The organism is Vibrio syngnathi, from assembly GCF_002119525.1.
Classification (GTDB): domain Bacteria; phylum Pseudomonadota; class Gammaproteobacteria; order Enterobacterales; family Vibrionaceae; genus Vibrio; species Vibrio syngnathi.
In genome coordinates, this window is record NZ_CP017916.1 from 256,168 (window position 1) to 282,555 (window position 26,388).

Sequence of the window (26,388 nt, forward strand, 5' to 3'; positions counted from 1 at the left end):
TCGTAAAAAAATTACATCCATTGTTCCTTGTTAAGTACACAATCTAGCGAAAAGTGCTGTATCTAGTCAAATAAAGCATTCTAAGTTTGCAATTATTAGGTTTAAAAATGCGGGAGAAGTAAATTTTTCAAAACTTAGGGAAAAAGTGAAATTTAATTACAAGATTGCGGCTATATCAGGGATGGCAGAATAAAAGCCACTTTTTAGGGTGGCTTTTATGTGAATGTTCGGATTGAAAAGTAATAACTAGAAACAATATTTACGGATAGATTTACTCAGAACATCAATTGTTGGGTCAATAAAATCGAAGCTTAAGAACTCATCCGGTTGGTGAGCTTGGTCAATTGAGCCTGGGCCTAACACCAAGGTTGGACATAATTCTTGAAGGAAAGGTGCCTCTGTACAGTAGTTCACGGTTTGCGATTCAATCTCACAAACTGATTCCATGCCACCAATAAATGGATGATCGTGCTGGCACTCATAACCCGGAATTGGCTCATGCAGGGGAGTAATCTCAATTCTGCCCGGCCATTTTGCTTCGACTTCTTTAAGTGCGCTGCGCAGCATGTTATCCAAACCATCTAAGCTGATGCCCGGTAAAGGACGAACGTCATAATGCAGCTCACAACAGCCACAGATACGGTTGGCGCTATCGCCACCGTGGATATGACCAAGGTTTAGCGTCGGGCTTGGAATGGCGAATCCTGGGTGATGGTACTCTTTGACTAGCTTGTCACGCAGCTGCATTAAAGCGAACAGCACTTCATGCATGATCTCGATGGCGTTAACACCTAATGCTGGATCTGAAGAGTGACCTGATTTACCGGTTACTCGCACGGCATTGGCAACATGACCTTTATGTCCACGAATAGGCACTAGGCTGGTTGGTTCACCAATAATGCAGTAATCCGGTTTAAACGGTGCATTTTCGGTGAAATGACGTGCACCTAGCATGGTGGTTTCTTCGTCACAGGTTGCTAATACATAGAGCGGCTTGGTTTGTTTGCTCCAATCCATCTTCTTTGCGGCTTCATAAACGAAAGCAAAAAAGCCTTTCATATCGGCGGTGCCTAATCCGTAGAAGCGGTTGTTGTGTTCTGTTAGTGCGTGAGGGTCGAAATTCCAACGTCCTTCATCGAATGGCACTGTGTCGCTGTGTCCTGCAAGCAATAAGCCGCCTTCTCCCGAACCCATCTTTGCGACCATATTATGTTTGCCGGGCTCGACTTCCACGACCTCAACGCTAAAGCCTACGTCTTTAAACCATTGAGCCATTTTTTCGATCACTTTCTCGTTGCCATGATCCCAGCTTGGATCGGTTGAGCTAATGGAGTCGGTGGAAATTAAGCCTTTATAGACCTCAAGGAAACTCGGTAATTGCATAATATCTTCACTTCTACTATTGACAGGAAAACCATAAGTCGGTAAAACACATATTAAATCATATTTAATGCATAAGAAATCAAATATAGCTAGAAATTAAGTATGAATAGTCAAATTTGAAATGTAACTTACCTCAAGAATGGATGTGTTGAGATGTTGAAAACCACGATCATTGGCGCAAGCGGCTATACAGGAGCAGAACTGGCTCTAATGATAAACAGACACCCTGAGCTCACGCTATCAGGTTTATATGTCTCAGCCAATAGTGTAGACGCGGGCAAACCTATCGCTGCACTGCACGGTAAGTTAGCTGGCCTGATTGATATGCCAGTGCAACCTTTAACAAATCCGGAAGAAGTGGCTAAACAGTCTGATGTGATTTTTTTAGCGACCGCGCATGAAGTCAGCCACGACCTCGCGCCAATCTTCCTTGAGAACGATTGCCAAGTCTTCGACCTATCGGGTGCCTTCAGAGTTAAAGGCGAAAACTTCTACCAAGAGTTCTACGGTTTTGAACATCAACACGAACAATGGTTAGACAAAGCGGCTTACGGTTTAGCTGAATGGAACGAACAAGAAATCAAAGAAGCTCAGCTTGTCGCAGTCGCGGGTTGTTACCCAACCGCATCACAACTGGCGATTAAGCCTTTGGTTGAAGCAAAGTTACTGGATGAGAACCAATGGCCAGTGATTAACGCGACCAGTGGCGTTACTGGAGCTGGTCGTAAGGCGACTATGGTCAACAGCTTCTGCGAAGTGAGCTTGCAAGCCTATGGTGTATTCAATCACCGTCATCAACCTGAAATGGCTGCACATTTAGGATGTGATGTGATCTTCACTCCGCACCTCGGCAACTTTAAGCGCGGTATTTTGGCGACCATCACCATGAAATTGGCTGAAGGCGTGACAGAACAACAGATACAAGATGCCTTTGAGCAAGCTTACCAAGGTAAACCTGCGGTGAGATTACTCGAAGAGACATTGCCAAGAATTCAAGATGTAGAACAGACACCTTTCTGCGATTTAGGTTGGAAGGTTCAAGGTCAACACATCATCGTTGTTTCAGCGATTGATAACTTATTAAAGGGTGCATCTAGCCAAGCGATGCAGTGTTTGAATTTACGTTATGGTTTTGCGCCATTAACTGCGTTAGTGTAAGGAAATCTAGATATGAGCCTTAATAATCAACCATTAATCATAAAGTTAGGTGGCGCTGCGCTATCTTGTGGTGAAACACTTAGCAAGTTATTTGGTGCTATCTCTGCTTACCAACAACAGGCACAACGACCAATCGTGATTGTTCACGGTGGTGGTTACCTTGTTGATGATTTGATGAATAAGTTGAACCTCGAAACCGTTAAGAAAGAAGGGCTACGTGTTACTCCTTATGATCAGATCCCAGTGATCGCTGGTGCACTAGCAGGCACGGCCAACAAACTACTTCAAGGTCAGGCAATTAAAGACGGTATCAACGCCATTGGTTTGAGCCTAGCTGATGGTGGTTTATGCAAAGTCAGCGAACTGAACCCTGAACTGGGCGCGGTAGGAAAAGCGGAGCCGGGCGACTCAACCGTTCTGCAAGCGATTCTTAATGCGGGCGCACTGCCAATCATTAGTTCAATTGGTCTGACTGAGCAAGGTCAACTGATGAATGTGAATGCTGACCAAGCTGCGGTTGCCGTTGCAGGCGCGCTTGATGCTGAACTGGTACTGCTTTCTGATGTAAGTGGTGTGTTGGATGGCAAAGGCCACCTGATTCCAAGTCTCAATCAACAGCAAGCTGATGACCTTATTACAGGAAAAGTGATTACCGACGGCATGATCGTTAAGGTTCAAGCCGCACTAGAAGCCGCTAACGGCCTTGGACGACCAATCGAAGTTGCCACTTGGCGATACCCAGACAAACTGACACAACTTTTTGCAGGTAAAAGCATAGGAACACAGTTTTTACCTCAGTAGACCTCACAACGAGTCACTACTTAAAGAATTTAGACAAATAAATTTAACACATAATAATGAAGTCATTTCCAACGCTGACCGCCATGTGCAGTATGGAAACTAGGAGAAAGAAAATGAGCAAAGTTAACGTAAAGAAAGTTGTAGTAGCCTACTCTGGCGGTCTAGACACATCAGTAATCATCCCATGGTTGAAAGAGAACTATGACTGCGAAGTTATCGCATTTGTTGCTGATGTAGGCCAAGGCGACGAAGAGTTGATTGGTATTGAAGAGAAAGCAAAAGCGTCTGGTGCTTCAGAGTGTTACATCGCTGACCTTAAAGAAGAGATGGTAGCTGACTACATCTACCCAACGCTAAAAACGGGCGCTTATTATGAAGGTAAATACCTGCTAGGTACTTCGATGGCTCGTCCAATCATTGCGAAAGCTCAGGTTGAAGTTGCACGTAAAGTCGGTGCTGACGCACTGTGTCACGGCTGTACAGGTAAAGGTAACGACCAAGTTCGTTTTGAAGGCGCATTTGCTGCACTGGCACCAGACCTACACGTAATCGCACCTTGGCGTGAGTGGGATCTAGTGAGCCGTGAAGAGTGTCTGGATTACCTAGCAGAACGTAACATCCCTTGTACGGCTTCTCTGACTAAGATCTACTCGCGTGATGCAAACGCATGGCACATCTCTACAGAAGGTGGCGTTCTAGAAAATACATGGAACGCACCGGATGAAGATTGCTGGGCTTGGACTGTAGACCCAGAGCAAGCGCCAAACGAATCTGAAACAGTGACGCTTAAAGTTGAAAAAGGTGAAGTGGTAGCGGTAGATGGCGAAACAATGACGCCATACAACGCACTGGTTTACCTAAACGAGAAGGGTGCGAAGCACGGTGTTGGTCGTATCGATATCGTTGAAAACCGTCTTGTTGGCATGAAGTCTCGTGGTTGTTACGAAACTCCAGGTGGCACAATCATGATGGAAGCACTGCGTGCAGTAGAGCAACTGGTTCTTGATAAAGCGGCATTCGAATTCCGTGAAGAGCTAGGTGTTAAAGCTTCTCACCTTGTATACGATGGTCGTTGGTTCACTCCGCTATGTAAGTCAATTCTTGCGGCAACAGATGAACTAGCACAAGACGTAAATGGTGAAGTGGTTATTAAGCTTTACAAAGGCCATGCAACGGTGACTCAGAAACGTTCTGACAACAGCCTGTACTCAGAAGAGTTTGCAACTTTTGGTGAAGATGAAGTTTACGACCAAAGCCACGCTGAAGGCTTCATCCGTCTTTACTCGCTATCAAGCCGTATCCGTGCTCTGAATAGCCAAAAGTAATCCTAACCATGAGTTAGTTAGCTAGCCTTTTACGAGCAATCGAAGGCTAGAAAATAGACATTATCATGCAAAGCCCATCCACTATTGATTAGTGAATGGGCTTTTTGCTATCTATTAGTCTAATAAATCAGCTTCGGTTTTTATCATTGAATGGCATATAATTCGCGAACCACACTAAAATAATCAATGGCTCGAACTACTGGTGAATAAATATGTGAAAATAATGAATTAATACTTTATTTTCATTTTGAATTGCCGTAAGTTTAAACCATCAGAAAAATACTGAATCTTAATCAGAATTATCATTTGCAAAAACAGTGAGCACTGTGCAATCAGGAGATACACAATGGCATTATGGGGCGGTAGATTTACCCAAGCAGCAGACACCCGGTTCAAAGATTTTAACGATTCTCTTCGTTTTGATTACCGATTGGCTGAGCAAGACATTGTGGGCTCAATTGCCTGGTCTAAAGCTCTACTGTCGGTCAACGTATTAACCGAGGAAGAGCAACAGAAGCTTGAGTTAGCGCTAAATGAGCTAAAACTTGAGGTGATGGAAGATCCTGAACAGATTCTACGTTCTGATGCAGAAGATATTCACAGTTGGGTTGAGCAACAACTTATCGGTAAAGTCGGTGACTTGGGCAAAAAGCTCCACACGGGCCGTTCTCGTAATGACCAAGTGGCGACCGACCTGAAATTATGGTGTCGTCAGCAAGGTAACCAACTGCTACTGGCACTGGATCGCCTACAAAGCCAAATGGTGAACGTTGCTTCTCAGCATCAAGAAACCGTACTTCCTGGCTACACTCACTTACAACGTGCTCAGCCGGTAACTTTTGCTCACTGGTGCTTGGCTTACGTTGAAATGCTTGAGCGTGATTATTCTCGTTTGAATGATGCGATTAAGCGTCTAGATACATGTCCGCTGGGTTCTGGTGCCCTTGCTGGAACTGCTTACCCGATGGACCGTGAAGAGTTAGCTCACAACTTAGGTTTCCATCGTGCAACGCGCAACTCTCTAGATTCAGTTTCTGACCGTGACCATGTGATGGAGCTGATGTCGATTGCATCTATCTCAATGCTTCACCTTTCGCGTCTTGCAGAAGATATGATTTTCTACAACTCAGGTGAATCAAACTTCATCGAGTTAGCGGATACCGTGACGTCAGGTTCATCTCTGATGCCACAGAAGAAAAACCCGGATGCGCTAGAGCTTATCCGTGGCAAAACTGGCCGTGTATACGGTTCATTAGCCGCAATGATGATGACAGTGAAAGCTCTGCCTTTGGCGTACAACAAAGACATGCAAGAAGATAAAGAAGGTCTGTTCGACGCTTTAGATACTTGGAATGATTGTATGGAGATGGCTGCTCTTTGTTTTGACGGCATTAAAGTGAACGGCGAACGTACGCTTGAAGCAGCAAAACAAGGTTACGCGAACTCAACAGAACTGGCTGATTACTTAGTAGCGAAAGGCATTCCTTTCCGTGAAGCTCACCACATTGTTGGTGTAACAGTCGTCGCGGCGATTGCTAAAGGCTGTGCGTTAGAAGAGTTAACCATCGCAGAGATGAAAGAGTTCTCTGAGGTGATTGAAGAGGATGTGTATGACATCCTGACTATTGAATCGTGTCTTGAAAAACGTAGTGCGCTCGGTGGTGTATCACCACAACAAGTGGCTTACGCGGTTGACCAAGCAGAGAAGCGTTTATCACAGCGTGATACTTCTATCGTTAAGGTTCGTTCTGCTCGTCTGACCGATATTGAAGCGTTGGAAGGCATGGTGGCCTACTGGGCGAATATGGGTGAAAACCTGCCTCGTTCTCGTAATGAACTGGTGCGTGATATTGGTTCGTTTGCCGTCGCAGAGCATCATGGTGAGGTGACAGGTTGTGCATCACTCTATGTGTATGACTCTGGTTTAGCGGAAATTCGTTCGTTAGGTGTTGAAGCTGGTTGGCAAGGCCAAGGGCAGGGCACCGCTATTGTGCAGCACTTGGTTGATAAAGCGCGACAAATGGCGATCAAGAAGGTGTTTGTGCTGACTCGTACTCCAGAGTTCTTTATGAAACATGATTTCTTACCTACATCGAAATCTCTACTGCCTGAAAAGGTACTAAAAGATTGCGACCAGTGCCCTCGTCAACATGCGTGTGATGAAGTGGCGTTGGAAGTGAACTTGGTAGAGCAGGTTATCGCTAAGGTGAATGTTGCTTAAAGTATTGATTTTATAGAGCCTAAAAAAAAGATCAAAAAACTGATCTTTTTTGGGAACAAACTAAGAAAAGTCCGGTCTATTAAAGTACCACTGCTTTTTCTTAGAATTTTCTAAGAAAGCCCTAGAATCGATTGGTTCTGGGGCTTTTTTCTATCTGCTGTTTGGGAAATGATAATCGCTCGATCATTATGATGGATTATCGGATTATCGGATTATCGGATTATCGGATTATCGGATTATCGGATTATTTAACCCTACATCCAATTTCGACTCTCTAGCCAATAAAGACTTTCAGCTAACGCTTTCTAGTTCTTAAAGGCAGCACCACAAACTTCATTATCCAATGCAACGACAGCAACCCACTGAACGCGAAAGCGGCCATCATCAAGGCGATGGCATTGATGGTCTTTGGGTCTTCTTTGAAAAACACCCACCACACTCCCCAACTTAAAATCGACAACACCATCAGTTGGTTCATACAACGTTGGCAGCGGCCGAGTTTGTTACGGATTTTTTCACTTTTATTGCAATGAATGCATGTCATCTTAGGTTTGATTCGCGTTATGCTTGTTGCCCTGATAATAACACGTCACAAGATATTGGATCACGGTGACACAGAGAGAAAGTCGATGATTGAGCGCCAAGAAACCAAACAACGCATGAGCCGTATTGTTAAACACAACGGCACCATCTACCTATGTGGCCAAGTTTGTGCTGATGCGACCAAAGACATCACAGAACAAACACAGACGATGCTGGATAAAGTTGAAGCCCTACTTGAGCAAGCGGGCAGCGATAAAGAGCACATGCTGTCAGCAACGATTTACTTGAAAGACATGAAAGATTTCCAAGAAATGAACGCAGTTTGGGATGCATGGGTACCAGAAGGTCACGCTCCAGCTCGCGCATGTGTGACGGGTGATATGGCTCGTGAAGCGCTACTGGTTGAGATCTCTGTGATTGCTGCTGAGAAGTAATTGCTTAAGCTTATAGTGACGCAATGGCATCAAGAGATCCCAGATACTTCGTCCCTCAGTTCTGGAAAGCCAATGGCTTTCCTTTTTAGTATCTAGTGTTTGCTAACTGCTAACTGCTAACTGCTAACTGCTAACGACAGCCTGAGATTAACAACCAGGGCCACAATCTAGACAGTGTTTCACCATCTCTGGACCTAGGTGCAGTTTCGCATTCAGGTCACGTAGCGCTGTTCGTACACCTTCTTCAATCACTGGGTGGTAGAACGGCATGTCTAGCATTTCAGAAACCGTCATCTTGTTCTGGTGTGCCCAAGCTAATAGGTGAGCCAAGTGTTCTGCGTTTGGTCCCATCATTTCAGCACCAAGGAAGCGGCCTGTACCTTGCTCACCGTAAACGTGCAGAATACCTTTGTTGCGTAGCATCACTCGTGAACGACCTTGGTTCTCGAAAGACACTTCACCTGTTGCGAAACAACCACATGTACCTAAGCGTGTGGTGATCTCTTTGTAAGTTTCACCCACCATCGCGATTTGTGGGTCAGAGAATACCGCAGAGATTTTAGAGCGGCGTAGGCCTGCACGAATCTCAGGGAAGCGACCAGCATTATCACCGGCAATACGTGCTTGGTCTGCTGCTTCATGCAGTAGAGGCAGTTGGTTGCTTGCATCCCCCGCAATAAATACTGATGGCAGCGATGTTTGTAGCGTGTAGTGGTCTGCAACTGGCACACCACGTTCATCAAGTTCTAGAGAGGTATTCTCTAGGCCAAGTTTGTCGGTGTTTGGACGACGACCTGTAGCTGCCAGTACGTATTCAACGACGTTAGTTTCTAATTCACCTTGTTTATTGATGAACTGGATTTCGACGCGAGCTTCGCCTGATTCCGTCGTAATACGCTTCATGCTTTCGATTTTTACATCAGCATCTAGGTAGAACTCTTCATTGAAGGCTTTGTCTGCGTACGCCATGATCTCTGGGTCGGTTACTGGGCCAACTTGACCACCCAAACCGAATAGTTTGGTCTTCACACCTAAGCGATGCAGTGACTGACCAAGCTCAAGACCAATAACGCCCGGGCCAAACACTGCGACTGATTCTGGTAAATCATCCCAGCTGAATACGTCGTCGTTAATGATCAGACGGTCACCAAGTTCATTCCAAACTGCAGGATAGGCAGGGCGAGAACCTGTTGCGATAACTATACGTTTAGCGGTGACAACCGTGTGGTCATCGATTTGTAGCGTGTTGTCGTCTAAGAACTTTGCGTAGCCAGAGATCTTGTCTTGTTCTGGGATTTCATCAACACCTTCTAAAACAAAACCAACAAAACGGTCACGTTCAAACTTCACTCGGTCCATCACTTCACGACCGTTAATCACGATGTCACCTTGTGGGTGAACGCCAAAAGCCGGAGCTTTCTCGATTTGGTGTACACTTTCAGCCGCTGCAATAAGCAGTTTAGATGGCATACAACCAACACGAGCACAGGTTGTACCGTAAGGGCCGCCTTCAATCATCACAACACTGTCAGTGTGTGCTTTTGCAGCGCGGTAAGAACCTAAACCTGCCGTACCGCCCCCGATAACTGCTACATCTACATTGACTTGTTTCATAATAATTTTCTCGCAATAGCTAAATTTAGTTTGAACGAACCCCTCCAACTCTGGTGATTTTTTGAGTGAGTCAGGATAGCGGGTCAGTTTTGTTATTCTGTTTTATTAGGTTTAGCTTGTGACTCTTAGGTTAGCGAGTCAGAAGCTGTATCTTTTTCCAAAACTCAGATAAGAGTGGTTTGGAATAGCTAACCCACAGAGGGTGGGTTAGCTGGTATTACTATGTTATTTAATTACTTAGGTCATTTAATTGCTAAGTGTTTATTAGCGACTAAGTGATTAACCTAGGAAAGCTTCTAGTTCTTCGCTGCCACCGATGTGTTTGCCACCGATGAATACTTGAGGAACTGTTGTGCGACCAGAGATTGCACGTAGGCTTACTGTTGTTGCGTCTTTACCTAGTACTACTTCTTCGTAGTTCAAACCTTTGTCGATTAGGTTCTGTTTCGCTTTCATACAGAAAGGACAGCCTGGCTTAGTGAATACTGTGATTGACTCTTGCTCTTTGTGCTCAGGAGCAATGTAGTTAAGCATAGTATCTGCATCAGAAACCTTGAACGGGTCGCCTGGTACGTCTTCTTCGATGAACATTTTTTCTACCACGCCGTTTTTAACCAGCATGCTGTAGCGCCATGAACGTTTGCCGAAGCCGATGTCGTTTTTCTCAACTAGCATGCCCATACCGTCGGTGAAGTCGCCGTTGCCATCTGGGATGAATGTGATTTTTTCAGCTTCTTGGTCTGCTTTCCATGCGTTCATTACGAACGTGTCGTTTACAGAAACACAAAGGATGTCATCAACGCCGTTTTCTTTGAATACAGAGTGCAGCTCGTTGTAACGAGGTAGGTGGCTTGAAGAACATGTTGGTGTAAACGCACCTGGTAGGCTGAATACGATAACTGTCTTGTCTTTGAATAGCTCTTCCGTCGTTACGTCAACCCATGCATCGCCTTGGCGAGTTGGGAATGTTACTTGAGGGATTGATTGACCTTCTTTAGATGCAAACATATTGATTTCCTTAAATAGTATTTTGAATTTTGTTCTATCAGAGCTTAACGTTTTTCTTTGCTCTGTTTCGTTTCGTTGAGCCCATTATTAGACAAATCCTTTGATAGCTCTAATCGTTTGATGTTATGGTTTTGATAGGTAAATTCTATCAAGAGCATTTTTCTTTTAAATGTTTCTATTAAAACCCTTGTTCTTATTAAAACCTGAGGTAAGAGACTGATCATGAACATTCGTGACTTTGAATACTTGGTGGCGCTCGCAGAGCATAAACATTTCCGAAAAGCGGCAGAAGCGTGTTTTGTCAGTCAGCCGACGCTAAGCGGTCAAATACGCAAACTGGAAGATGAAATTGGACTTCAGTTAACCGAGCGTAGTCCAAGGAAGGTCATATTTACAGAATCAGGCTTACAACTTGTTGAACAGGCCAAGCGCATTCTCCACGAGGTGAAAACCTTCAAAGATATGGCAAGTGGACACGGTGAAGCGATGACGGGGCCGATGCACATTGGTTTTATCCCGACCGTTGGTCCTTATATTTTACCTAAGATCATTCCTCATCTTAAAGAGTGCTTTCCCGATCTTGAGCTTTACCTGCATGAAGCGCAGACCCATCAGCTCGTGAGTCAACTTGAAGATGGCAAGCTTGATTGCTTGGTATTGGCTGCAGTTGATGAAACGGCGGCGTTCAAAGAGATTGATGTATATGATGAACCGTTAAGCGTCGCCGTACCCTGTGATCATGAGTGGGCTAAGCAAGACACGGTCGATATGCTGCAGTTAAATGGACAAACCGTACTTGCACTGGGCGATGGTCACTGCTTACGAGACCAAGCCTTAGGCTTCTGTTTTGCTGCGGGTGCAAAAGATGATGAGCGCTTCAAAGCGACCAGTTTAGAAACGCTGCGTAACATGGTGGCAGCAGGGGCTGGTATTACCTTGCTTCCTCAGTTATCGGTACCAAAGGAAAAACAGAAAGATGGTGTGTGTTATGTTCCAGCGGTGAATCCAACACCTTCACGTCGCATTGTTGTTGCCTACCGACCGGGTTCTCCGTTAAAGGGACGCTTTGAGCAACTGGCTGAAACTATCCGAACTCAATTGGAAAAAACAGCTTAACGGCCAAATTCAGATTGTAGGTACAAAGCCGTTTAAATTGTAGATAACAAAAAAGGGTTGATATGAATTCATATCAACCCTTTTTATTGGTTCAGTTACTTGGTGCAACAAACCCTAGTTAGAACAGCTCTTCTACTGCTTCACCTGATGACGTTGAGTAGATGTCATCATTGAAACGTTCAGTGATGTACTCGGTTGGTTCCGTGCCTTTCTCGAAGTACTCGAACATTGATGAGCTATCGAACTTGTTGGTCAGTAAGCCAGTTTCACGGTCGATACGAACGCGAACGATATTTTCTGGAAGCTCTTTACGTTGTGCTGGAACATCCGCTAACGCTGTGCCCATGAAATCAACCCATGCAGGTTCTGCTGTTTTAGCGCCCGCTTCTGCACCTGTAATCTGATTCTTACCAAGGTTAGAGTTGGCTTTAGTGCGACCTAGGTTACGGTTGTGGTTATCAAAGCCAACCCATACCGTTGCCACCATGCCAGGGCCGTAGCCGCTGTACCAAGTATCTTTCGAATCGTTGGTGGTACCGGTTTTACCGCCGATGTCACGACGCTTCAATGGTTGAGCACGCCAACCTGTACCATTCCAACCTGTGCCTGCACTCCAGTCACCGCCGCCCCAGATGTTGCTGTACATCATTTCACGAACAAGGAACGCGTTTTGCTCTGTGATCACTTGAGGTGCGTATTGTACTTGGGCATCCACATCTTGCTCTGCAAACTCATCAGCCATTGAATCTGAGGTCATTGGCTGTTGGCAATCGTCTTTACACACTACTTTCGGTGTCGCTTGGAATTCAGTTTCACCAAATGGTGTTTCAATGTGGCTGATGTAGAAAGGTTCAACGTAGTAGCCGCCATTAGCGAATACTGAGTAACCTTGAGCTACTTTCATTGGTGTTAAGCTACCTGCACCTAGAGCAATGGTTTCAGAGCGCGGTACTTCGTCAATATCAAAACCAAAACGAGTTAGGTAGTTACGAGTATCATCCAAGCCCACTTCGCGCAGTACACGTACCGCCATTACGTTTTTAGATTGAGCTAAGCCAATACGTAAACGAGTTGGACCTACATAGGTCGGTGGTGAGTTCTTTGGTCGCCATGCCGTACCTTGGCTCTTATCCCATTGATTGATAGGCGCATCGTTGATCAGCGAGGCTAGCGTTAAGCCTTTCTCAATCGCTGCTGAGTAAATAAAGGGTTTGATACCAGAACCGACTTGACGAATAGATTGCGTCGCACGGTTGAATTTGTTGTGTACAAAGTTAAAGCCACCCACCATCGACAATACTGCGCCGTTGTTAGGGTTCATTGCAACAAACGCGGTGTTTGCATTTGGCACTTGGCTTAGTCGCCATTCAACCGGTGTTTCAGATTCAGTTGCAGTTTCTTCGGTAGGCTCTTCAGAGACTTCATCGCCTGTTACTGCTTCATGGCGAACCCAAACTTGCTCACCAACAGCCAAAATCTCTTTCGCTTGAGAAGGTGCAGGGCCTTGGCGGTTGTCCGTTAGGAATTTACGCGCCCAGTTCATGCCTTGCCACTCGATAGTGCCTTCACCTTGGTTCTTAACCCAAATTTGAGCACTTTTCGAATCAACCGCGGTAACAACAGCAGGGACTAGGTCACCATAGGTTGGTTGAGACTTAAGGTGTTTAACGATTTGTTCTTGATCCCACGCTAATTGCGCCGTTTGCCACAATACTTTTTCTGCACCACGGTAGCCGTGACGCTCATCGTAGCCAAGTAGGTTCTTTATCGCGGCTTGGTTCGCTGCTTTTTGCAGTTTCGAATCAACGGTCGTGTAAACCTTCATACCTGATGTATAAGCTTCTTCACCGTAGCGTTCCACCATCCAAGCACGTGCTACTTCTGCAACATACGGCGCGCTCAGTTCGATCTCTGCACCGTGATATTTAGAGATAAGTTCTTCACTGCGAGCTTCATCGTACTCTGATTGAGTGATGTATTTTTCGTCTAGCATACGACGTAATACCACGTTACGACGGTTGGTCGCACGTTCAACAGAATAGATAGGGTTCATGGTTGATGGTGCTTTTGGCATGCCCGCAAGCGTAGCCAATTCACTTAAGGTGAGCTCCGGAAGATCCTTACCAAAATAAACACGCGCTGCTGCACCGAAACCATATGAACGGTGACCAAGGAAGATCTTGTTTACGTAAAGCTCCATGATCTCTTCTTTACTAAGAAGTTGTTCAATGTGGATCGCAATGAAGATCTCTTTGATTTTACGCATGATCTTTTTCTCATTAGATAAGAAGAAGTTACGCGCAAGCTGCTGAGTAATGGTACTCGCCCCTTGTTTGGCTGAACCCGACATCGCAACGACGAGCGCTGCACGGGTGATACCGATTGGATCAATACCTGGGTGTTCGTAAAAACGGCTATCTTCGGTGGCAATCAGAGCTTCAACTAAGTGGCGAGGAATCTCGTCATAAGTCACTGGGTTGCGACGCTTTTCGCCAAATTGAGAGATCAACTTACCGTCTTGACTGAAGACTTGCATTGGGGTTTGGAGCTTCACGTCACGCAAAGTGGCAACATCAGGCAATTCTGGTTTTACGTAATAATAAAACCCAAAAATTGTACTGACTCCAAGAATCATGCAAATCAATGTAAATATGAATAATCGCTTTATGAACTTCACCGGATAATCCCTGATTAGTTAAGGCTGATAAGCAGCAAACCCTTGTACTCTAGGCTAAAAACTTAGCTTTCGTTTATTAACGCTTATTTAACTAATAATCACAACCCCTAGATAATCAACGAAATGCTTGGCACTTCAGGAGCTAGGTCACATGGGTTCATCATTAATTACAGGTATAGATATAAATCATCACAGCATCAAAGCCGTGGTACTAAAACCCGTGGGGGAGTTGTATGCCCTAGCGGGATACAAAGAGCTGCCGATTTCGGACGACATTTTTACAGCTAACCATACTTTGGAGTATCAGAAAACTGTTAAGAAACTTAAAGAACTTAGGAAAGGTCTGCCTTTTGGCTGTTGCAACGTCGCCATTTCAGTACCTGATAACACGGTGATCAGCAAAGTACTGCAAATAGAGAGTGAGTTAGAAGACAGAGAGAAAGAGTTTTCGATCTATCAAACCTTTGCTCACCAGTCGCCCTTTCCTATCGAGGAGCTGAGTTTAGATTTTGTAAAGCTGGAAGACAAACGATTTGGTAAAGGATCGACAACCAGTTATCAGGTGTACGCCACTCGCAAAGAAGTAGTGGATAGTCGGGCTGATGCTTTAAATAAAGCTGGGTTTAAACCTGTTGTCGTCGACACCCAAGCACATGGGCTGCTCAATATTTGGCAGTTGGCTTCTCGGCTGTACCCAGAAAAAAAGAATTGGCTATTGGTCGATATCGGAATCGACCAAACCTCGTTAGGGATTATCCCGCAGGATTCGGCACCCTTCTATAAAGACATCGCCTTTGGTACTCAAGATCTTCGCGCTACTGATAGCCCTAATGACATAGAGGATGTGTTCGGCACCGCAGAGGATACACATAAGTTTATTGTTAATTTGATCGAAAAGCTCAAGCGCCAGTTGCAACTCTATTCCTCGGTGAATGCGCTTGAGCCGATATCCGGGATTTGGTTGATGGGCGAGGGAGCCAGCACGCCGATGCTGACGGAAGAGTTACAAAGACATTTTCAGTTAAGTTGTGAATCGCTGAATCCTTTGTCGTTATTTGAAAATAAGGTAGCGAAGAAACGTCGCTTACCCATGGACTGGCAAAACTTTGGAATTGCGGCTGGCATGGCGATGAGCGGACTCAAATGGCAAGGAGGGAAGCATGTTGCATCAAATTAACCTACTGCCTTGGCGCGATGAGATTCGAGTTCAGCATAAGAAGCGTTTTATCCACATTATCGTCCTCGGAGGTCTTCTTGCGCTTGCAGGGCAATGGGCGGTGGGTAACTATTTCCACGATCAGCAAGACAAGCAGCAAGCTCGCCTTACTTACTTAAAGCAATACATTGCGCAGCTCGACCGGCAAATTCAGTCGTTGAAAGTCGCGGAGCAAGAACATAAGGCGATTCTGACTCGACTCAACGTTGTGGAGTCTTTACAGCTTGGTCGTAACAAGACCACCGACTTTATGAACCTGATGCCAGAGCTGATTCCTGAGGGAGTCTATGTCGACAAGATAAAGATGAATGGTCAGGAAATTGAAATGTCGGGCATCAGCGACAGTACCGCTCGTCTCGCCACTATGTTGGATAATTTGGAGCGCTCCGAGTCACTTAAAAGTGTCGAGATGCACTCTATTATCCATAACCGCAAGCGCTTCAATAAAGAGTTTCAGACCTTCAAGGTCTCTTTTGTGTTTAGCCCTGTTTCTTTAGACAACGCAACCGCAGAGAGCACGACCGCGAACACAAAAGATAAGGGGGCGAATCATGGCTAACCTTCAAAATCGGATTAGTTGGCAAAATAGGATTAGCTGGCAAGATCTCGATGCTGATGAGATCACCGAATGGCCGCTGTTGCCCCAGCTGCTCGTGATTCTGTTGTTGATGGTATTGATCCAAGGTGTTGGGACTTGGCTGTATGTGCTGCCTTTAGATGATGAACTGCAGCAGATGAAGCAGCAAGAGCAGACCTTGAAAGCCACCTTGAGAATAAAGGCCAATAAGGTTGCGGCCTTACCTAAGCTTCAGAGTCAGTTGGATGAGCTAACCAGTCGCTATGACTATCTGTTAGAGCAGCTGCCGGTTCAAAAGGAACTTGCCAGTATGTTGGCCTCAGTGAATGAACTTGGTTTGGATAATGCGCTGACCTTCACGCGCATTGATTGGGGGCAAAAGCAGAACAAAGAATTCCTCTATCGGTTGCCTCTCAATATTGAGCTAACCGGCGACTACCATGAGATTGGCGATTTCTCAGCAGCCATCGCAAAGCTGCCACGTATTATTAGCTTTGATGACGTGAACTGGCAGCGAGTTAGCCAAGAAAGCAGCACGTTGCACTTTCGAGTTCGCGCTTATACCTACCAGTTTAAACCGGAGGTAGATGATGAAATCCAATAGAGCGTTGTATTCAACCTTGTTATTACTCGCGCTGACGGGCTGTAAAGCTAATCAAGATTCGTTAGAAGACTTTGTGATGCAAGTTGAAGCCAAAGCAAAAAAAGAGGTTGAGCAACTTGTCCCAGCAACGGAATTTGCAGCCGCTAACTATCAGCGAAGAGCATTTCGCCCTCCCTTTGAGCTCCCTAAAGAAGCCATCGTACAAAACCAACCTCTGGTTAAGAAAGACTGTTGGCAACCAAGCGCACGCTCTCGCAATGGCAAGCTAGAAAAATACCCGCTGAGTAAGCTGCGTTTAAGAGGCGTAATGGGCAGTGGAACAAGCGTTTCAGGGTTAGTACAAACACCCAAAGGGAACGTGGTCAATGTGAAAAAAGGTCAGTTTATTGGCTTAAACAATGGTCGAGTTACTAAGGTGACGAGCCAGTATGTACAGATTAATGAAACCCTTCCAGATGGTTTAGGTTGTTGGCATAAGCGCAACGTTAAGCTCGCTCTGAAGTAAACCAATGTCACATGATGTGGATATGAGATGTAAATATGATTAAAGGACTAAGTAAGTTAATAAACAAAGGGCTGCAAAGCCTAGTTGTGTCTGTGATGTTGGTGGTTAGCGTGTTCAGCTATGCCGAGAGCTTGCCAAATCAATTGGAAAATATTGATTTTAGGGTCAACAAGGAGAAAGACGCCGTCATCATTATTGAATTGGCAACCAGCACTGCTGTGGTGGATGTTCAACGTGCTCAGGAAGGTTTAAGTATCGAGTTACTCAATACTCAGGTGAATGACGATAAGCTTTACCTCCTGGATGTGAAGGACTTCGCGACCTCAGTTGAAGGCATTGAGGTGTATAAGGAAACGCCCAGTACGCGATTGTTGGCAACGATCGCTGGTGACTATCAATATGAATACAGCTTAAAAGGTCGCTTTATTGAGGTAGTGATCAGTAGGCCTACTATTGATGAAGTGACAATAGAGAAAAATGTTTTAGAAAAAGAAGGCAAGGTGATATCGATTAACTTCCAAGATATCCCTGTACGTAATGTTTTGCAGCTTATTGCTGATTACAACGATTTCAATCTCGTTGTTTCTGATTCAGTCACGGGTAATCTGACTTTACGTTTAGATGGTGTGCCTTGGCAGCAAGTTCTCGACATTATCTTGCAAGTTAAGGGGTTGGATAAGCGTGTTGATGGCAACGTTATCTTGGTGGCACCTAAAGCTGAGCTCGACCTTAGAGAGCAACAAGCGCTAGAGAAATCTCGTTTGGAAGAAGAGCTAGGTGAACTCAAGTCGGAAATCATCAAGATTAACTTTGCCAAAGCCACCGACATTGCCGACATGATTGGTGGGGAAGGGGCGGTAAGCATGTTGTCCGAGCGAGGCTCGATTACCATTGATGAGCGAACTAACTCTCTGTTGATCCGTGAATTAGAAGAAAACATTGCGGTGATACGAGGCATTATTGAATCGCTAGACATTCCCGTGAAGCAAGTTCAGATAGAAGCACGTATTGTCACTGTTACTGAGGGTAATCTTGATGAACTAGGAGTGCGTTGGGGCGTTTCCTCGACCAACGGAAGCTTCAAAGTTGGCGGCTCGATAGAGGGCAACCATCCATTGCAAATTACGCCGTATGACGATAATGGTGGGAATAGTGCGATTGACGATTTCCTCAACGTTAATTTAGGAGCAACTTCCCCGAGCGCGTCGAGTATTGCGTTTCAGGTAGCCAAGCTGGGTTCTGATACCTTGCTCGATCTTGAATTGTCAGCACTGCAACAAGAGTCGAAAGCAGAGATTATTTCTAGCCCACGCTTAATTACCACCAATAAAAAACCCGCTTATATTGAGCAAGGTACTGAGATCCCTTATTTAGAGTCTTCTTCAAGTGGTGCTACTTCAGTCGCATTTAAGAAAGCGGTATTGAGTCTCAAGGTGACTCCGCAGATCACCCCCGACAATCGTTTGGTATTGGATTTGAGTGTGACTCAAGATAGGCCGGGGCAAGTGGTGAAAACCGGTACCGGTGAAGCTGTCGCTATTGACACGCAAAGAATTGGGACGCAAGTGCTTGTTAATAATGGTGAAACGGTCGTGTTAGGTGGTATTTTTCAACACAGTGTGAGCAGCCAAGTTGATAAAGTTCCACTGTTAGGAGACCTTCCTGTTCTTGGCGCATTGTTCCGTCGTAGCTATGAAAATGTAGGTAAAAGTGAACTACTTATTTTTGTCACACCTAAAGTTGTGATTCAGTAATGAACAATTAGATTAAAAATAAAGTTGCATTAGTGGCACCTAACCTTGATAATTTCGGGTCTTATCACGAATTATCTGTGAGGAATCGGTGCCACGGGCCTTTTAATTTCAGTACTTGTACTGACCTACCTTGTGGCGATGTCATTGAATTAACGTTGTAAATTACTGCTAAAAACATGGCTGAGAAACGCAATATTTTTCTTGTTGGCCCAATGGGCGCCGGCAAAAGTACAATTGGTAGACACCTAGCTTCCCAACTTCATATGGAGTTTCTAGACTCTGACACTGTGATCGAAGAGCGCACTGGCGCAGACATCGCATGGGTTTTTGATGTTGAGGGCGAAGATGGTTTCCGTAAGCGCGAAGAATCTGTAATCAACGATCTGACAGAAGAACAAGGTATTGTTCTTGCGACAGGTGGTGGTTCAGTGCTGAGCAAAGAAAACCGTAACCGTCTATCTGCACGAGGCATTGTTGTATACCTAGAGACAACAATTGAAAAGCAACTTGCTCGCACTAACCGCGACAAGAAACGCCCTCTACTTCAAACAGACAACCCGCGTGATGTGCTAGAAGATCTAGCTGTATCTCGCAACGCACTATACGAAGAAGTGGCGGACTACACAGTTCGTACTGACGACCAAAGTGCAAAAGTGGTAGCCAACCAGATCGTAAAAATGCTAGAAGAACGTTAAGTTCATTTTTCGGAGAGCAAACCCATGGAACGGATTACGGTCAATCTAGCTGAGCGTAGCTACCCTATCTCTATTGGCGCCGGGTTATTTGAAGACCCGGCGTACCTTTCTTTTTTATCAGGTAAACAGAAAGTTGTTGTTATCAGTAATGTGACAGTAGCGCCTCTTTATGCTGATAAAATTTTATCGCTATTGGATCAAGTCGGCTGTCAGACATCTCTTTTAGAGTTGCCAGACGGTGAGCAATACAAAACACTTAAAACGTTCAACTCAGTGATGAGCTACATGCTTGAAGGTAATTACAGCCGCGATGTGGTGGTGATTGCTTTGGGTGGTGGTGTTATCGGTGATTTGGTCGGTTTTGCTGCCTCTTGCTACCAGCGCGGTATTGATTTCATTCAAATCCCGACGACCCTTCTTTCTCAAGTGGACTCCTCTGTAGGTGGTAAAACTGCAGTGAACCATCCCCTTGGCAAGAATATGATCGGCGCTTTTTACCAACCAAAATCTGTCATCATCGATACTAACTGCCTATCAACGCTTCCAGAGCGTGAGTTTGCAGCGGGTATGGCTGAGGTGATCAAATACGGCATCATTTACGATGAAGCCTTTTTTGGCTGGTTGGAACAGAATCTAGAGAAACTGTATCAACTTGATGAAGACGCACTGATTACCGCGATTGCTCGTTGTTGTGCAATTAAGGCTGAAGTGGTTGCTATCGATGAAAAAGAGTCAGGAATCAGAGCGTTATTGAACCTAGGTCATACATTTGGTCATGCGATTGAAGCAGAACTAGGCTATGGTAATTGGCTACATGGTGAAGCTGTGTCGTCAGGCACTGTAATGGCAGCAAAAACCGCCCAATTACAGGGACTGATTTCTCAGCAGCAACTTGAGCGAATTATTTCTATACTCAAGAATGCGAAACTACCAATCCATACGCCAGAAAGCATGTCTTTTGAAGACTTTATGAAGCACATGATGCGCGATAAAAAAGTGCTGTCTGGTCAGTTGCGTCTGGTATTACCAACAAGTATTGGTACTGCTGAAGTGGTTGCTGATGTACCTCAAGACATCATTAAACAAGCGATTGATTTCTGCCGTACTCTTTAAATTCGGTTGTGAGGTTGCCTAGCTAAAAGTTAGGCAACTGAAGCGCTTTACAGATCGAACTTATCAGTAGGGATCCCCAATGAGTTTGGCTCATGATTTAAGAGTATTGGAGTTAGAGTCTCAAGTTGAGTTGCTAGAGCGTTTACAGCTTTTAACTAACTTTGGTTCAAACTTTGTAAATGTTGCTGGTAAAACGGGTTCTGGCCGATCTTGGTTAGCTCAGCGTTATCTTGAAGCATGGTCGACAGAAAAAAATCAGTGTTTACTGCTTTGTCACCCAAGCCAAGACGATCAACAGCGCCGCGCACTTATTCTTAGTCAGATTGTTTCTGACCCACTCTTTAATCAAGATGATTCTTTATCTGATAGCCTTGCTAGGTTACTGGATGGAGAGTCGTGTAATGTGCTTATTGTCATTGATGACGCCCACCGATTGTCTGAGCTACTGGTATCAGAATTATGGATGTTGGTACTTGAATCTCAATCAAACCCTCAATGGACGATTAATATCGTTCTGTTCTCGCAAACTGGTCACCTAGACACGCTATTAACACGACTTAGTTACGGTCAGCCGCACAAACCTATCGCCCTTGAGATCGATGATCTTTCGCAACCAGAAGCTGAACATTTCTTTGAGTCACTGGTGATTCGATATGTCGATGATGAGTCAGAATCTCGGGTGCGAAATGCATTTAAAAAAGCGAAACCTTTGCCCGGTGAGCTAATGGCCTTAGGAGAATTGAAAGTGGAAAAAAGGATTATTATTCGCTCAATCATTGGTTCACCTATCAATATTGCGATTGTGGTGGCGTTGTTGTTGCTTGTTATCGGCGGCGGTTACTGGTGGATGTTTAATCAACCAACGCCTGACGATAAAGCGCAATCTATTATCGCCCCTATTGAGCAGACAGTTATTCCAACGTTGGAAGTGGAAAATGTAACTGAGCAAGCCACAATCGACGGAACTGTCGATTCTGAAGCCGAAGTTGATATGAGTTATCAAGGTGCTGACGATGACAGCTCTTCTTTGCCGCCGGTCGTGGTTGAAGAGACAGCCAGTGTTGGTCAGGTAGAACAAGATCAGCAACGTGTGGTGATCACCTCTGATGTGGTCGATGCTTTGCTTGATGATAAACCTGAGAGTGTTGATACCAGTGCAATTGAAGCTGTAGTTGAAGAAAAGACAGATGCAGTCGTTATCCCGCAGCCTGATGTTGTGGAACGTGAGTCATTGCCGGCAACGAATGAAGGTTCAGAGCTAACACAATCAGCACCTCCGACAAAAAAAATTACATTTTCATTTGCACGCGAAGAGCTACAAGCTATCTCGCCGCGCGCTTATACCCTGCAGTTGAGTGCGATGACATCATTGGAAGATGTACAATCTTTCATTGAAGAGTATGAGCTTGAGAACAAGGTTCGTATTTACCCAACACTTCGTAACGACACCAAGTGGTTTATTATCACTTATCAAGATTACCCAACGATTCAAGTGGCGCGAGATGCGGCAAGTGCGTTATCAAAACCACTTCAACAGTTGGAACCTTGGGCAAAATCGATGAATCAAGTGCATCGAGAGATAGAACGTGCGAAATAACCCTGAGCTTAGCCTCAAAATATGTTACATTCCGCAGCCTTATTTTTGAGTTGATAGATAGAGCAGTAAATGAAAAAGCAGCGTGCCTTTCTAAAATGGGCTGGTGGTAAATATGGCCTAGTTGAAGACATCCAACGTCACCTGCCACCTGCTCGTAAATTGGTAGAACCGTTTGTCGGTGCCGGATCAGTATTTCTGAATACTGATTTTGAACAGTACCTACTTGCAGATATTAATCCTGATCTTATCAACCTATACAATCTACTTAAAACCGATCCTGAAACCTATATCACTGAAGCGAAGCGTTGGTTCTGTCCGGAGAATAACCGTAGAGAAGTGTTCTTAGATGTTCGCGCTGAGTTCAATGGTACAGATAACGTTATGTATCGCTCGTTAGCTTTCTTGTACATGAACCGATTTGGCTTCAATGGCTTGTGTCGTTACAACAAGAAGGGCGGTTTTAACGTTCCGTTTGGTTCTTATAAAAAACCTTATTTCCCTGAAGCCGAGCTAGAGTTTTTTGCTGAGAAAGCGAAAAAAGCCACCTTCGTCTGTGAGGGATACCATGAAACCTTTAGCCGTGCGCGTAAAGGCTGTGTGGTTTACTGCGATCCTCCATACGCACCACTGTCGAACACGGCTAACTTTACCTCTTACGCAGGTAATGGTTTTAGCTTAGATGACCAAGCTGCACTGGCGGATGTTGCTGAAAAAGCAGCGATGGAACGCGGTATTCCTGTTTTGATTTCAAACCACGACACGACGTTAACTCGTCGCTTATATCATGGTGCAGAATTGAACGTGGTCAAGGTGAAACGCACCATTAGCCGTAATGGCGCGGGGCGTAATAAAGTTGATGAGTTACTGGCGCTTTTCCATAAAGAGAAAAACCAGCAACACGCTTCAACAGAGTTGTCGTCGTCAGAATAACCCTCGAACTCATTAAATTGAGTGACCAACGGATACTTTCTTAAACTAATCTTTCGAACTGCTAGGATCTGCTTAGGTGCTTAGGTAGAATTGCACACCAAATAGTCTTGGGATTGAGTCTTGTATTTGTGTATGAGATGTCACAAGGCGGTGATATTCGCAATTTACTCACTCTTAAGAGGTTTGGTATGAAAGATTTTCTAATCGCTCCATCGATTTTGTCTGCAGATTTTGCTCGTCTTGGTGAAGACGTAGAAAAAGTACTCGCAGCCGGTGCTGATGTTGTGCACTTCGATGTGATGGACAACCACTACGTACCTAACCTGACTTTTGGCGCACCTATCTGTAAAGCGCTGCGCGACTACGGCATCACTGCTCCTATCGATGTTCACTTAATGGTTAAGCCTGTGGATAGCATCGTACCTGAGTTTGCTAAAGCCGGTGCATCAATGATTACCTTCCACGTTGAAGCGTCTGAGCACGTTGATCGCACTCTACAGTTAATCAAAGAACACGGCTGTAAAGCGGGTGTCGTACTTAACCCAGCAACGCCACTTTCTTGCCTTGATTACATCTTAGACAAAGTCGACATGATTCTACTTATGTCGGTGAACCCAGGCTTCGGTGGTCAATCTTTCATTCCTCACACACTTGATAAGCTGCGCGCAGTTCGTAAACTTATTGACGAATCAGGCCGTGATATCCGTCTTGAAATTGATGGTGGCGTGAAGGTAGATAATATCCGTGAAATCGCAGAAGCGGGCGCAGACATGTTTGTTGCAGGTTCAGCTATCTTCAATCAACCAGATTACAAAGAAGTGATTGATGAGATGCGTGCAGAGCTTGCAAAAGTAAACGCATAATCGTAAAACTACAGATAGATTGAATATTAAGGGGCTAATTGGCCCCTTTTTTACGTCTTAGAGCTCAACTCATAAGGCGAACATAATAAATAGGAAAGTAAGATGTCATTAAGCTCAATAAAACTGATTGCCTTTGATTTGGATGGAACCTTGTTAGATAGCGTGCCTGATTTGGCTGTCGCCGCTGACCAAGCTTGTCAGGAACTGGGTTTTTCTTCAGTAAGCGAAGAACAAGTTCGCGACTACGTGGGTAATGGTGCTGACGTGCTTATCGGACGTTCACTGAGCCGCAACCTGACGGTTGATCCAAACCTAGAGCCTGAACTGCTAAAGAAAGCGCGTATCTTGTTTGATGATTTTTACGAGCAGAGTGGCCATAAGCTGAGCCACCTTTACCCATCAGTAAAAGAAACGTTAGCTGAGTTGGATAAAGCGGGCTTCACCATGGCGCTTGTAACAAACAAGCCATCGAAATTTGTACCAGCCGTTCTGGCGCAACACGATATTGATAAGTACTTTGTTGATGTGTTAGGTGGCGACTCTTTCCCAGAGAAAAAGCCGAATCCAGTAGCGTTGAACTGGTTGCTAGAAAAGCACAATGTAAAAGCTGAAGAGATGCTGATGGTTGGCGATTCAAGCAATGACATCAAAGCGGCTAAGAATGCCGGTTGTCACTCGTTTGGTCTGACATACGGCTACAACCACGGTGAGTCGATTTCAGTATCAAACCCTGACTATGTCGCAGACAATATTGCGCAATTACTAGATGTCGTTCTAGTTTCAGCATAAAGCGGATAAAAGTTAGCTAACCTACTAGCAAAATACTTATCAATGAGTACACTGGATGAGCCGTACAGAAGAGCTGTACGGCTTTCTATTTTAAAGTTAAGAAGCTAAGTTTTTCAGATACTAGGTTAAGAAACTAAGTTAACGAGCTTAGCGAACAAGCAAAGGAATTAAAACCATGAGCAAGCCCATCGTATTGAGTGGTGTTCAACCATCTGGTGAACTAAGTATCGGTAACTACTTGGGTGCTCTACGTCAATGGCAACAGATGCAAGATGATTACGATTGCCAATACTGTGTTGTAGACCTTCACGCAATTACGGTTCGTCAAGATCCGAAAGCGCTGCATGAAGCGACTCTAGACGCATTAGCAATCTGTCTTGCTGTCGGTGTTGATCCAAAGAAGAGCACGCTATTTGTTCAGTCACACGTACCAGAGCATGCTCAGCTTGGTTGGCTTCTTAACTGTTACACGCAAATGGGTGAGCTGAGCCGTATGACTCAGTTTAAAGATAAGTCTGCACGTCACTCAAACGACGTAAACGTAGGCTTATACGACTACCCAGTGTTGATGGCTGCAGACATCCTGCTTTACGGTGCTCACCAAGTGCCAGTAGGTAGCGACCAGAAACAACACTTAGAGCTAGCGCGTGATATCGCAACTCGCTTTAACAACATCTACGGTCCTGAAACGCCAATCTTCCAAGTACCAGAACCTTACATTCCAACAGTGAATGCACGTGTAATGAGCCTGCAAGATGCGACGAAGAAGATGTCTAAGTCGGATGACAACCGTAAGAACGTGATTACTCTGCTAGAAGAGCCTAAGTCGATCATCAAGAAGCTCAACAAAGCGCAAACCGATGCAGAAACGCCACCACGTATTGCCCACGATTGGGAAAACAAAGCGGGTATCTCTAACTTAATGGGTCTTTACTCAGCGGCGACGGGTAAAACCTTCGAAGAGATCGAAGCGCAGTACCAAGGCGTTGAGATGTACGGTCCATTCAAGAAAGACGTAGGCGCAGCATTGGTTGAAATGCTTGAGCCGATTCAATCTGAATACCACCGTATCCGTGCTGATCGTGCTTACATGGACGCAGTAATGAAAGCCGGTGCTGAAAAAGCCTCTGAGCGTGCGGCAGTAACACTGAAAAAAGCATACGAAGCAGTAGGTTTTGTTACTCGCCCATAGGGTGGACTAAAACAACTCGCTTGAGTATTTGAGCCCAAAGTAGCTTTTGTTTACTTTGGGCTTTTTAATGCACATTCCATTTGCCTCCCTCGAAACCCTCTTGTTTGAATTGATTATTCACGCAGTATCTGACTAGCATATCCATAATTGTAATGCTGTGCAGATGATCTTATTCAGCGCTTCTAGACTTTATAAATTTTCGCTCATTTCTATATATGTTGGAAATATATAACGTGCCAAACAATTGATGATTCCAAAGTGATAAGTTCCTCA

General features: G+C 44.9%; 24 protein-coding genes. 18 read left to right on the top strand and 6 right to left on the bottom strand.

Features of this window, described 5'->3' with window-relative positions; genetic code table 11:
* Positions 1-246: 246 nt before the first annotated feature.
* Complete coding sequence (gene argE, locus K08M4_RS01195) at positions 247-1,383, bottom strand: acetylornithine deacetylase (RefSeq protein WP_004729680.1); 1,137 nt, start codon at positions 1,381-1,383, stop codon at positions 247-249.
* A gap of 153 nt (positions 1,384-1,536) precedes the next feature.
* Here argE and argC point away from each other — a divergent pair, with 153 nt between their 5' ends.
* The 4 genes from argC to argH all read left to right on the top strand — a co-directional run bounded on the left by argC (position 1,537) and on the right by argH (position 6,888).
* Complete coding sequence (argC, locus tag K08M4_RS01200) at positions 1,537-2,541, top strand: N-acetyl-gamma-glutamyl-phosphate reductase (RefSeq protein ID WP_017063685.1); 1,005 nt, start codon at positions 1,537-1,539, stop codon at positions 2,539-2,541.
* A 12-nt stretch (positions 2,542-2,553) separates the two neighbouring features.
* A complete protein-coding gene (gene argB, locus K08M4_RS01205) occupies positions 2,554-3,342 on the top strand; it encodes an acetylglutamate kinase (protein WP_086048611.1) in 789 nt (262 codons plus the stop codon).
* Positions 3,343-3,455: 113 nt separating this feature from the next.
* Positions 3,456-4,667, top strand: coding sequence for an argininosuccinate synthase (locus K08M4_RS01210; protein WP_009848894.1), 1,212 nt, complete (start codon positions 3,456-3,458; stop codon positions 4,665-4,667).
* A 346-nt stretch (positions 4,668-5,013) separates the two neighbouring features.
* Positions 5,014-6,888, top strand: coding sequence for an argininosuccinate lyase (gene argH, locus K08M4_RS01215; protein ID WP_086048612.1), 1,875 nt, complete (start codon positions 5,014-5,016; stop codon positions 6,886-6,888).
* 295 nt (positions 6,889-7,183) lie between these two features.
* On the opposite strand, the gene K08M4_RS01220 is transcribed toward argH, so the two are convergent.
* Complete coding sequence (locus K08M4_RS01220; RefSeq protein ID WP_086048613.1) at positions 7,184-7,432, bottom strand: DUF3624 domain-containing protein; 249 nt, start codon at positions 7,430-7,432, stop codon at positions 7,184-7,186.
* An 85-nt stretch (positions 7,433-7,517) separates the two neighbouring features.
* On the opposite strand from K08M4_RS01220, the gene K08M4_RS01225 reads away from it, so the two are divergent.
* Positions 7,518-7,865 (top strand): RidA family protein, encoded by a 348-nt coding sequence (locus tag K08M4_RS01225; RefSeq protein WP_004729674.1) that lies wholly within the window; start codon positions 7,518-7,520, stop codon positions 7,863-7,865.
* Positions 7,866-8,012: 147 nt separating this feature from the next.
* Here the strand turns inward: K08M4_RS01225 and K08M4_RS01230 are convergent, their stop codons facing one another.
* From K08M4_RS01230 to K08M4_RS22445, 3 genes are all read right to left on the bottom strand, one after another.
* A complete protein-coding gene (locus K08M4_RS01230; RefSeq protein WP_086048614.1) occupies positions 8,013-9,479 on the bottom strand; it encodes a dihydrolipoyl dehydrogenase in 1,467 nt (488 codons plus the stop codon).
* 279 nt (positions 9,480-9,758) lie between these two features.
* Complete coding sequence (locus K08M4_RS01235) at positions 9,759-10,487, bottom strand: glutathione peroxidase (protein WP_016783699.1); 729 nt, start codon at positions 10,485-10,487, stop codon at positions 9,759-9,761.
* A gap of 44 nt (positions 10,488-10,531) precedes the next feature.
* Positions 10,532-10,711: a hypothetical protein gene (locus tag K08M4_RS22445; protein WP_017099997.1), complete on the bottom strand. Its 180-nt coding sequence runs from the start codon at positions 10,709-10,711 to the stop codon at positions 10,532-10,534.
* On the opposite strand from K08M4_RS22445, the gene oxyR reads away from it, so the two are divergent.
* Positions 10,710-11,603, top strand: a complete 894-nt coding sequence (gene oxyR / locus K08M4_RS01245; protein WP_086048615.1) for a DNA-binding transcriptional regulator OxyR — start codon at positions 10,710-10,712, stop codon at positions 11,601-11,603. The genes K08M4_RS22445 and oxyR overlap by 2 nt on opposite strands.
* A gap of 118 nt (positions 11,604-11,721) precedes the next feature.
* Here the strand turns inward: oxyR and K08M4_RS01250 are convergent, their stop codons facing one another.
* Positions 11,722-14,280 carry a penicillin-binding protein 1A gene (locus K08M4_RS01250; RefSeq protein WP_198299303.1) on the bottom strand — a complete coding sequence of 853 codons (2,559 nt, stop codon included), beginning with the start codon at positions 14,278-14,280 and terminating at the stop codon, positions 11,722-11,724.
* A 151-nt stretch (positions 14,281-14,431) separates the two neighbouring features.
* Here K08M4_RS01250 and pilM point away from each other — a divergent pair, with 151 nt between their 5' ends.
* The 12 genes from pilM (at position 14,432) to trpS (ending at position 26,115) form a co-directional block, all read left to right on the top strand.
* Complete coding sequence (gene pilM / locus K08M4_RS01255; RefSeq protein WP_086048617.1) at positions 14,432-15,457, top strand: type IV pilus assembly protein PilM; 1,026 nt, start codon at positions 14,432-14,434, stop codon at positions 15,455-15,457.
* Positions 15,441-16,055, top strand: a complete 615-nt coding sequence (locus K08M4_RS01260; protein WP_086048618.1) for a PilN domain-containing protein — start codon at positions 15,441-15,443, stop codon at positions 16,053-16,055. The genes pilM and K08M4_RS01260 overlap by 17 nt, the downstream gene beginning before the upstream one ends.
* Positions 16,048-16,677, top strand: coding sequence for a type IV pilus inner membrane component PilO (locus tag K08M4_RS01265; RefSeq protein WP_086048619.1), 630 nt, complete (start codon positions 16,048-16,050; stop codon positions 16,675-16,677). The genes K08M4_RS01260 and K08M4_RS01265 overlap by 8 nt, the downstream gene beginning before the upstream one ends.
* A complete protein-coding gene (locus tag K08M4_RS01270) occupies positions 16,664-17,182 on the top strand; it encodes a pilus assembly protein PilP (protein WP_086048620.1) in 519 nt (172 codons plus the stop codon). The genes K08M4_RS01265 and K08M4_RS01270 overlap by 14 nt, the downstream gene beginning before the upstream one ends.
* Before the next feature lie 35 nt (positions 17,183-17,217).
* On the top strand, positions 17,218-18,936 hold the full coding sequence (locus K08M4_RS01275; RefSeq protein WP_086048621.1) for a type IV pilus secretin PilQ: 1,719 nt from the start codon (positions 17,218-17,220) through the stop codon (positions 18,934-18,936).
* A gap of 176 nt (positions 18,937-19,112) precedes the next feature.
* Positions 19,113-19,631, top strand: a complete 519-nt coding sequence (gene aroK / locus K08M4_RS01280) for a shikimate kinase AroK (protein WP_009848907.1) — start codon at positions 19,113-19,115, stop codon at positions 19,629-19,631.
* A gap of 24 nt (positions 19,632-19,655) precedes the next feature.
* Positions 19,656-20,744 (top strand): 3-dehydroquinate synthase, encoded by a 1,089-nt coding sequence (gene aroB, locus K08M4_RS01285; protein ID WP_086048622.1) that lies wholly within the window; start codon positions 19,656-19,658, stop codon positions 20,742-20,744.
* Positions 20,745-20,823: 79 nt separating this feature from the next.
* Complete coding sequence (locus tag K08M4_RS01290) at positions 20,824-22,341, top strand: SPOR domain-containing protein (protein WP_086048623.1); 1,518 nt, start codon at positions 20,824-20,826, stop codon at positions 22,339-22,341.
* A gap of 69 nt (positions 22,342-22,410) precedes the next feature.
* A complete protein-coding gene (locus tag K08M4_RS01295) occupies positions 22,411-23,271 on the top strand; it encodes a Dam family site-specific DNA-(adenine-N6)-methyltransferase (RefSeq protein ID WP_086048624.1) in 861 nt (286 codons plus the stop codon).
* Between the two features lie 188 nt (positions 23,272-23,459).
* A complete protein-coding gene (rpe, locus tag K08M4_RS01300; protein WP_029222055.1) occupies positions 23,460-24,134 on the top strand; it encodes a ribulose-phosphate 3-epimerase in 675 nt (224 codons plus the stop codon).
* Positions 24,135-24,236: 102 nt separating this feature from the next.
* A complete protein-coding gene (locus K08M4_RS01305) occupies positions 24,237-24,923 on the top strand; it encodes a phosphoglycolate phosphatase (protein ID WP_009848912.1) in 687 nt (228 codons plus the stop codon).
* Positions 24,924-25,098: 175 nt separating this feature from the next.
* Positions 25,099-26,115, top strand: a complete 1,017-nt coding sequence (trpS, locus tag K08M4_RS01310) for a tryptophan--tRNA ligase (protein WP_086048625.1) — start codon at positions 25,099-25,101, stop codon at positions 26,113-26,115.
* Positions 26,116-26,388: the final 273 nt, after the last annotated feature.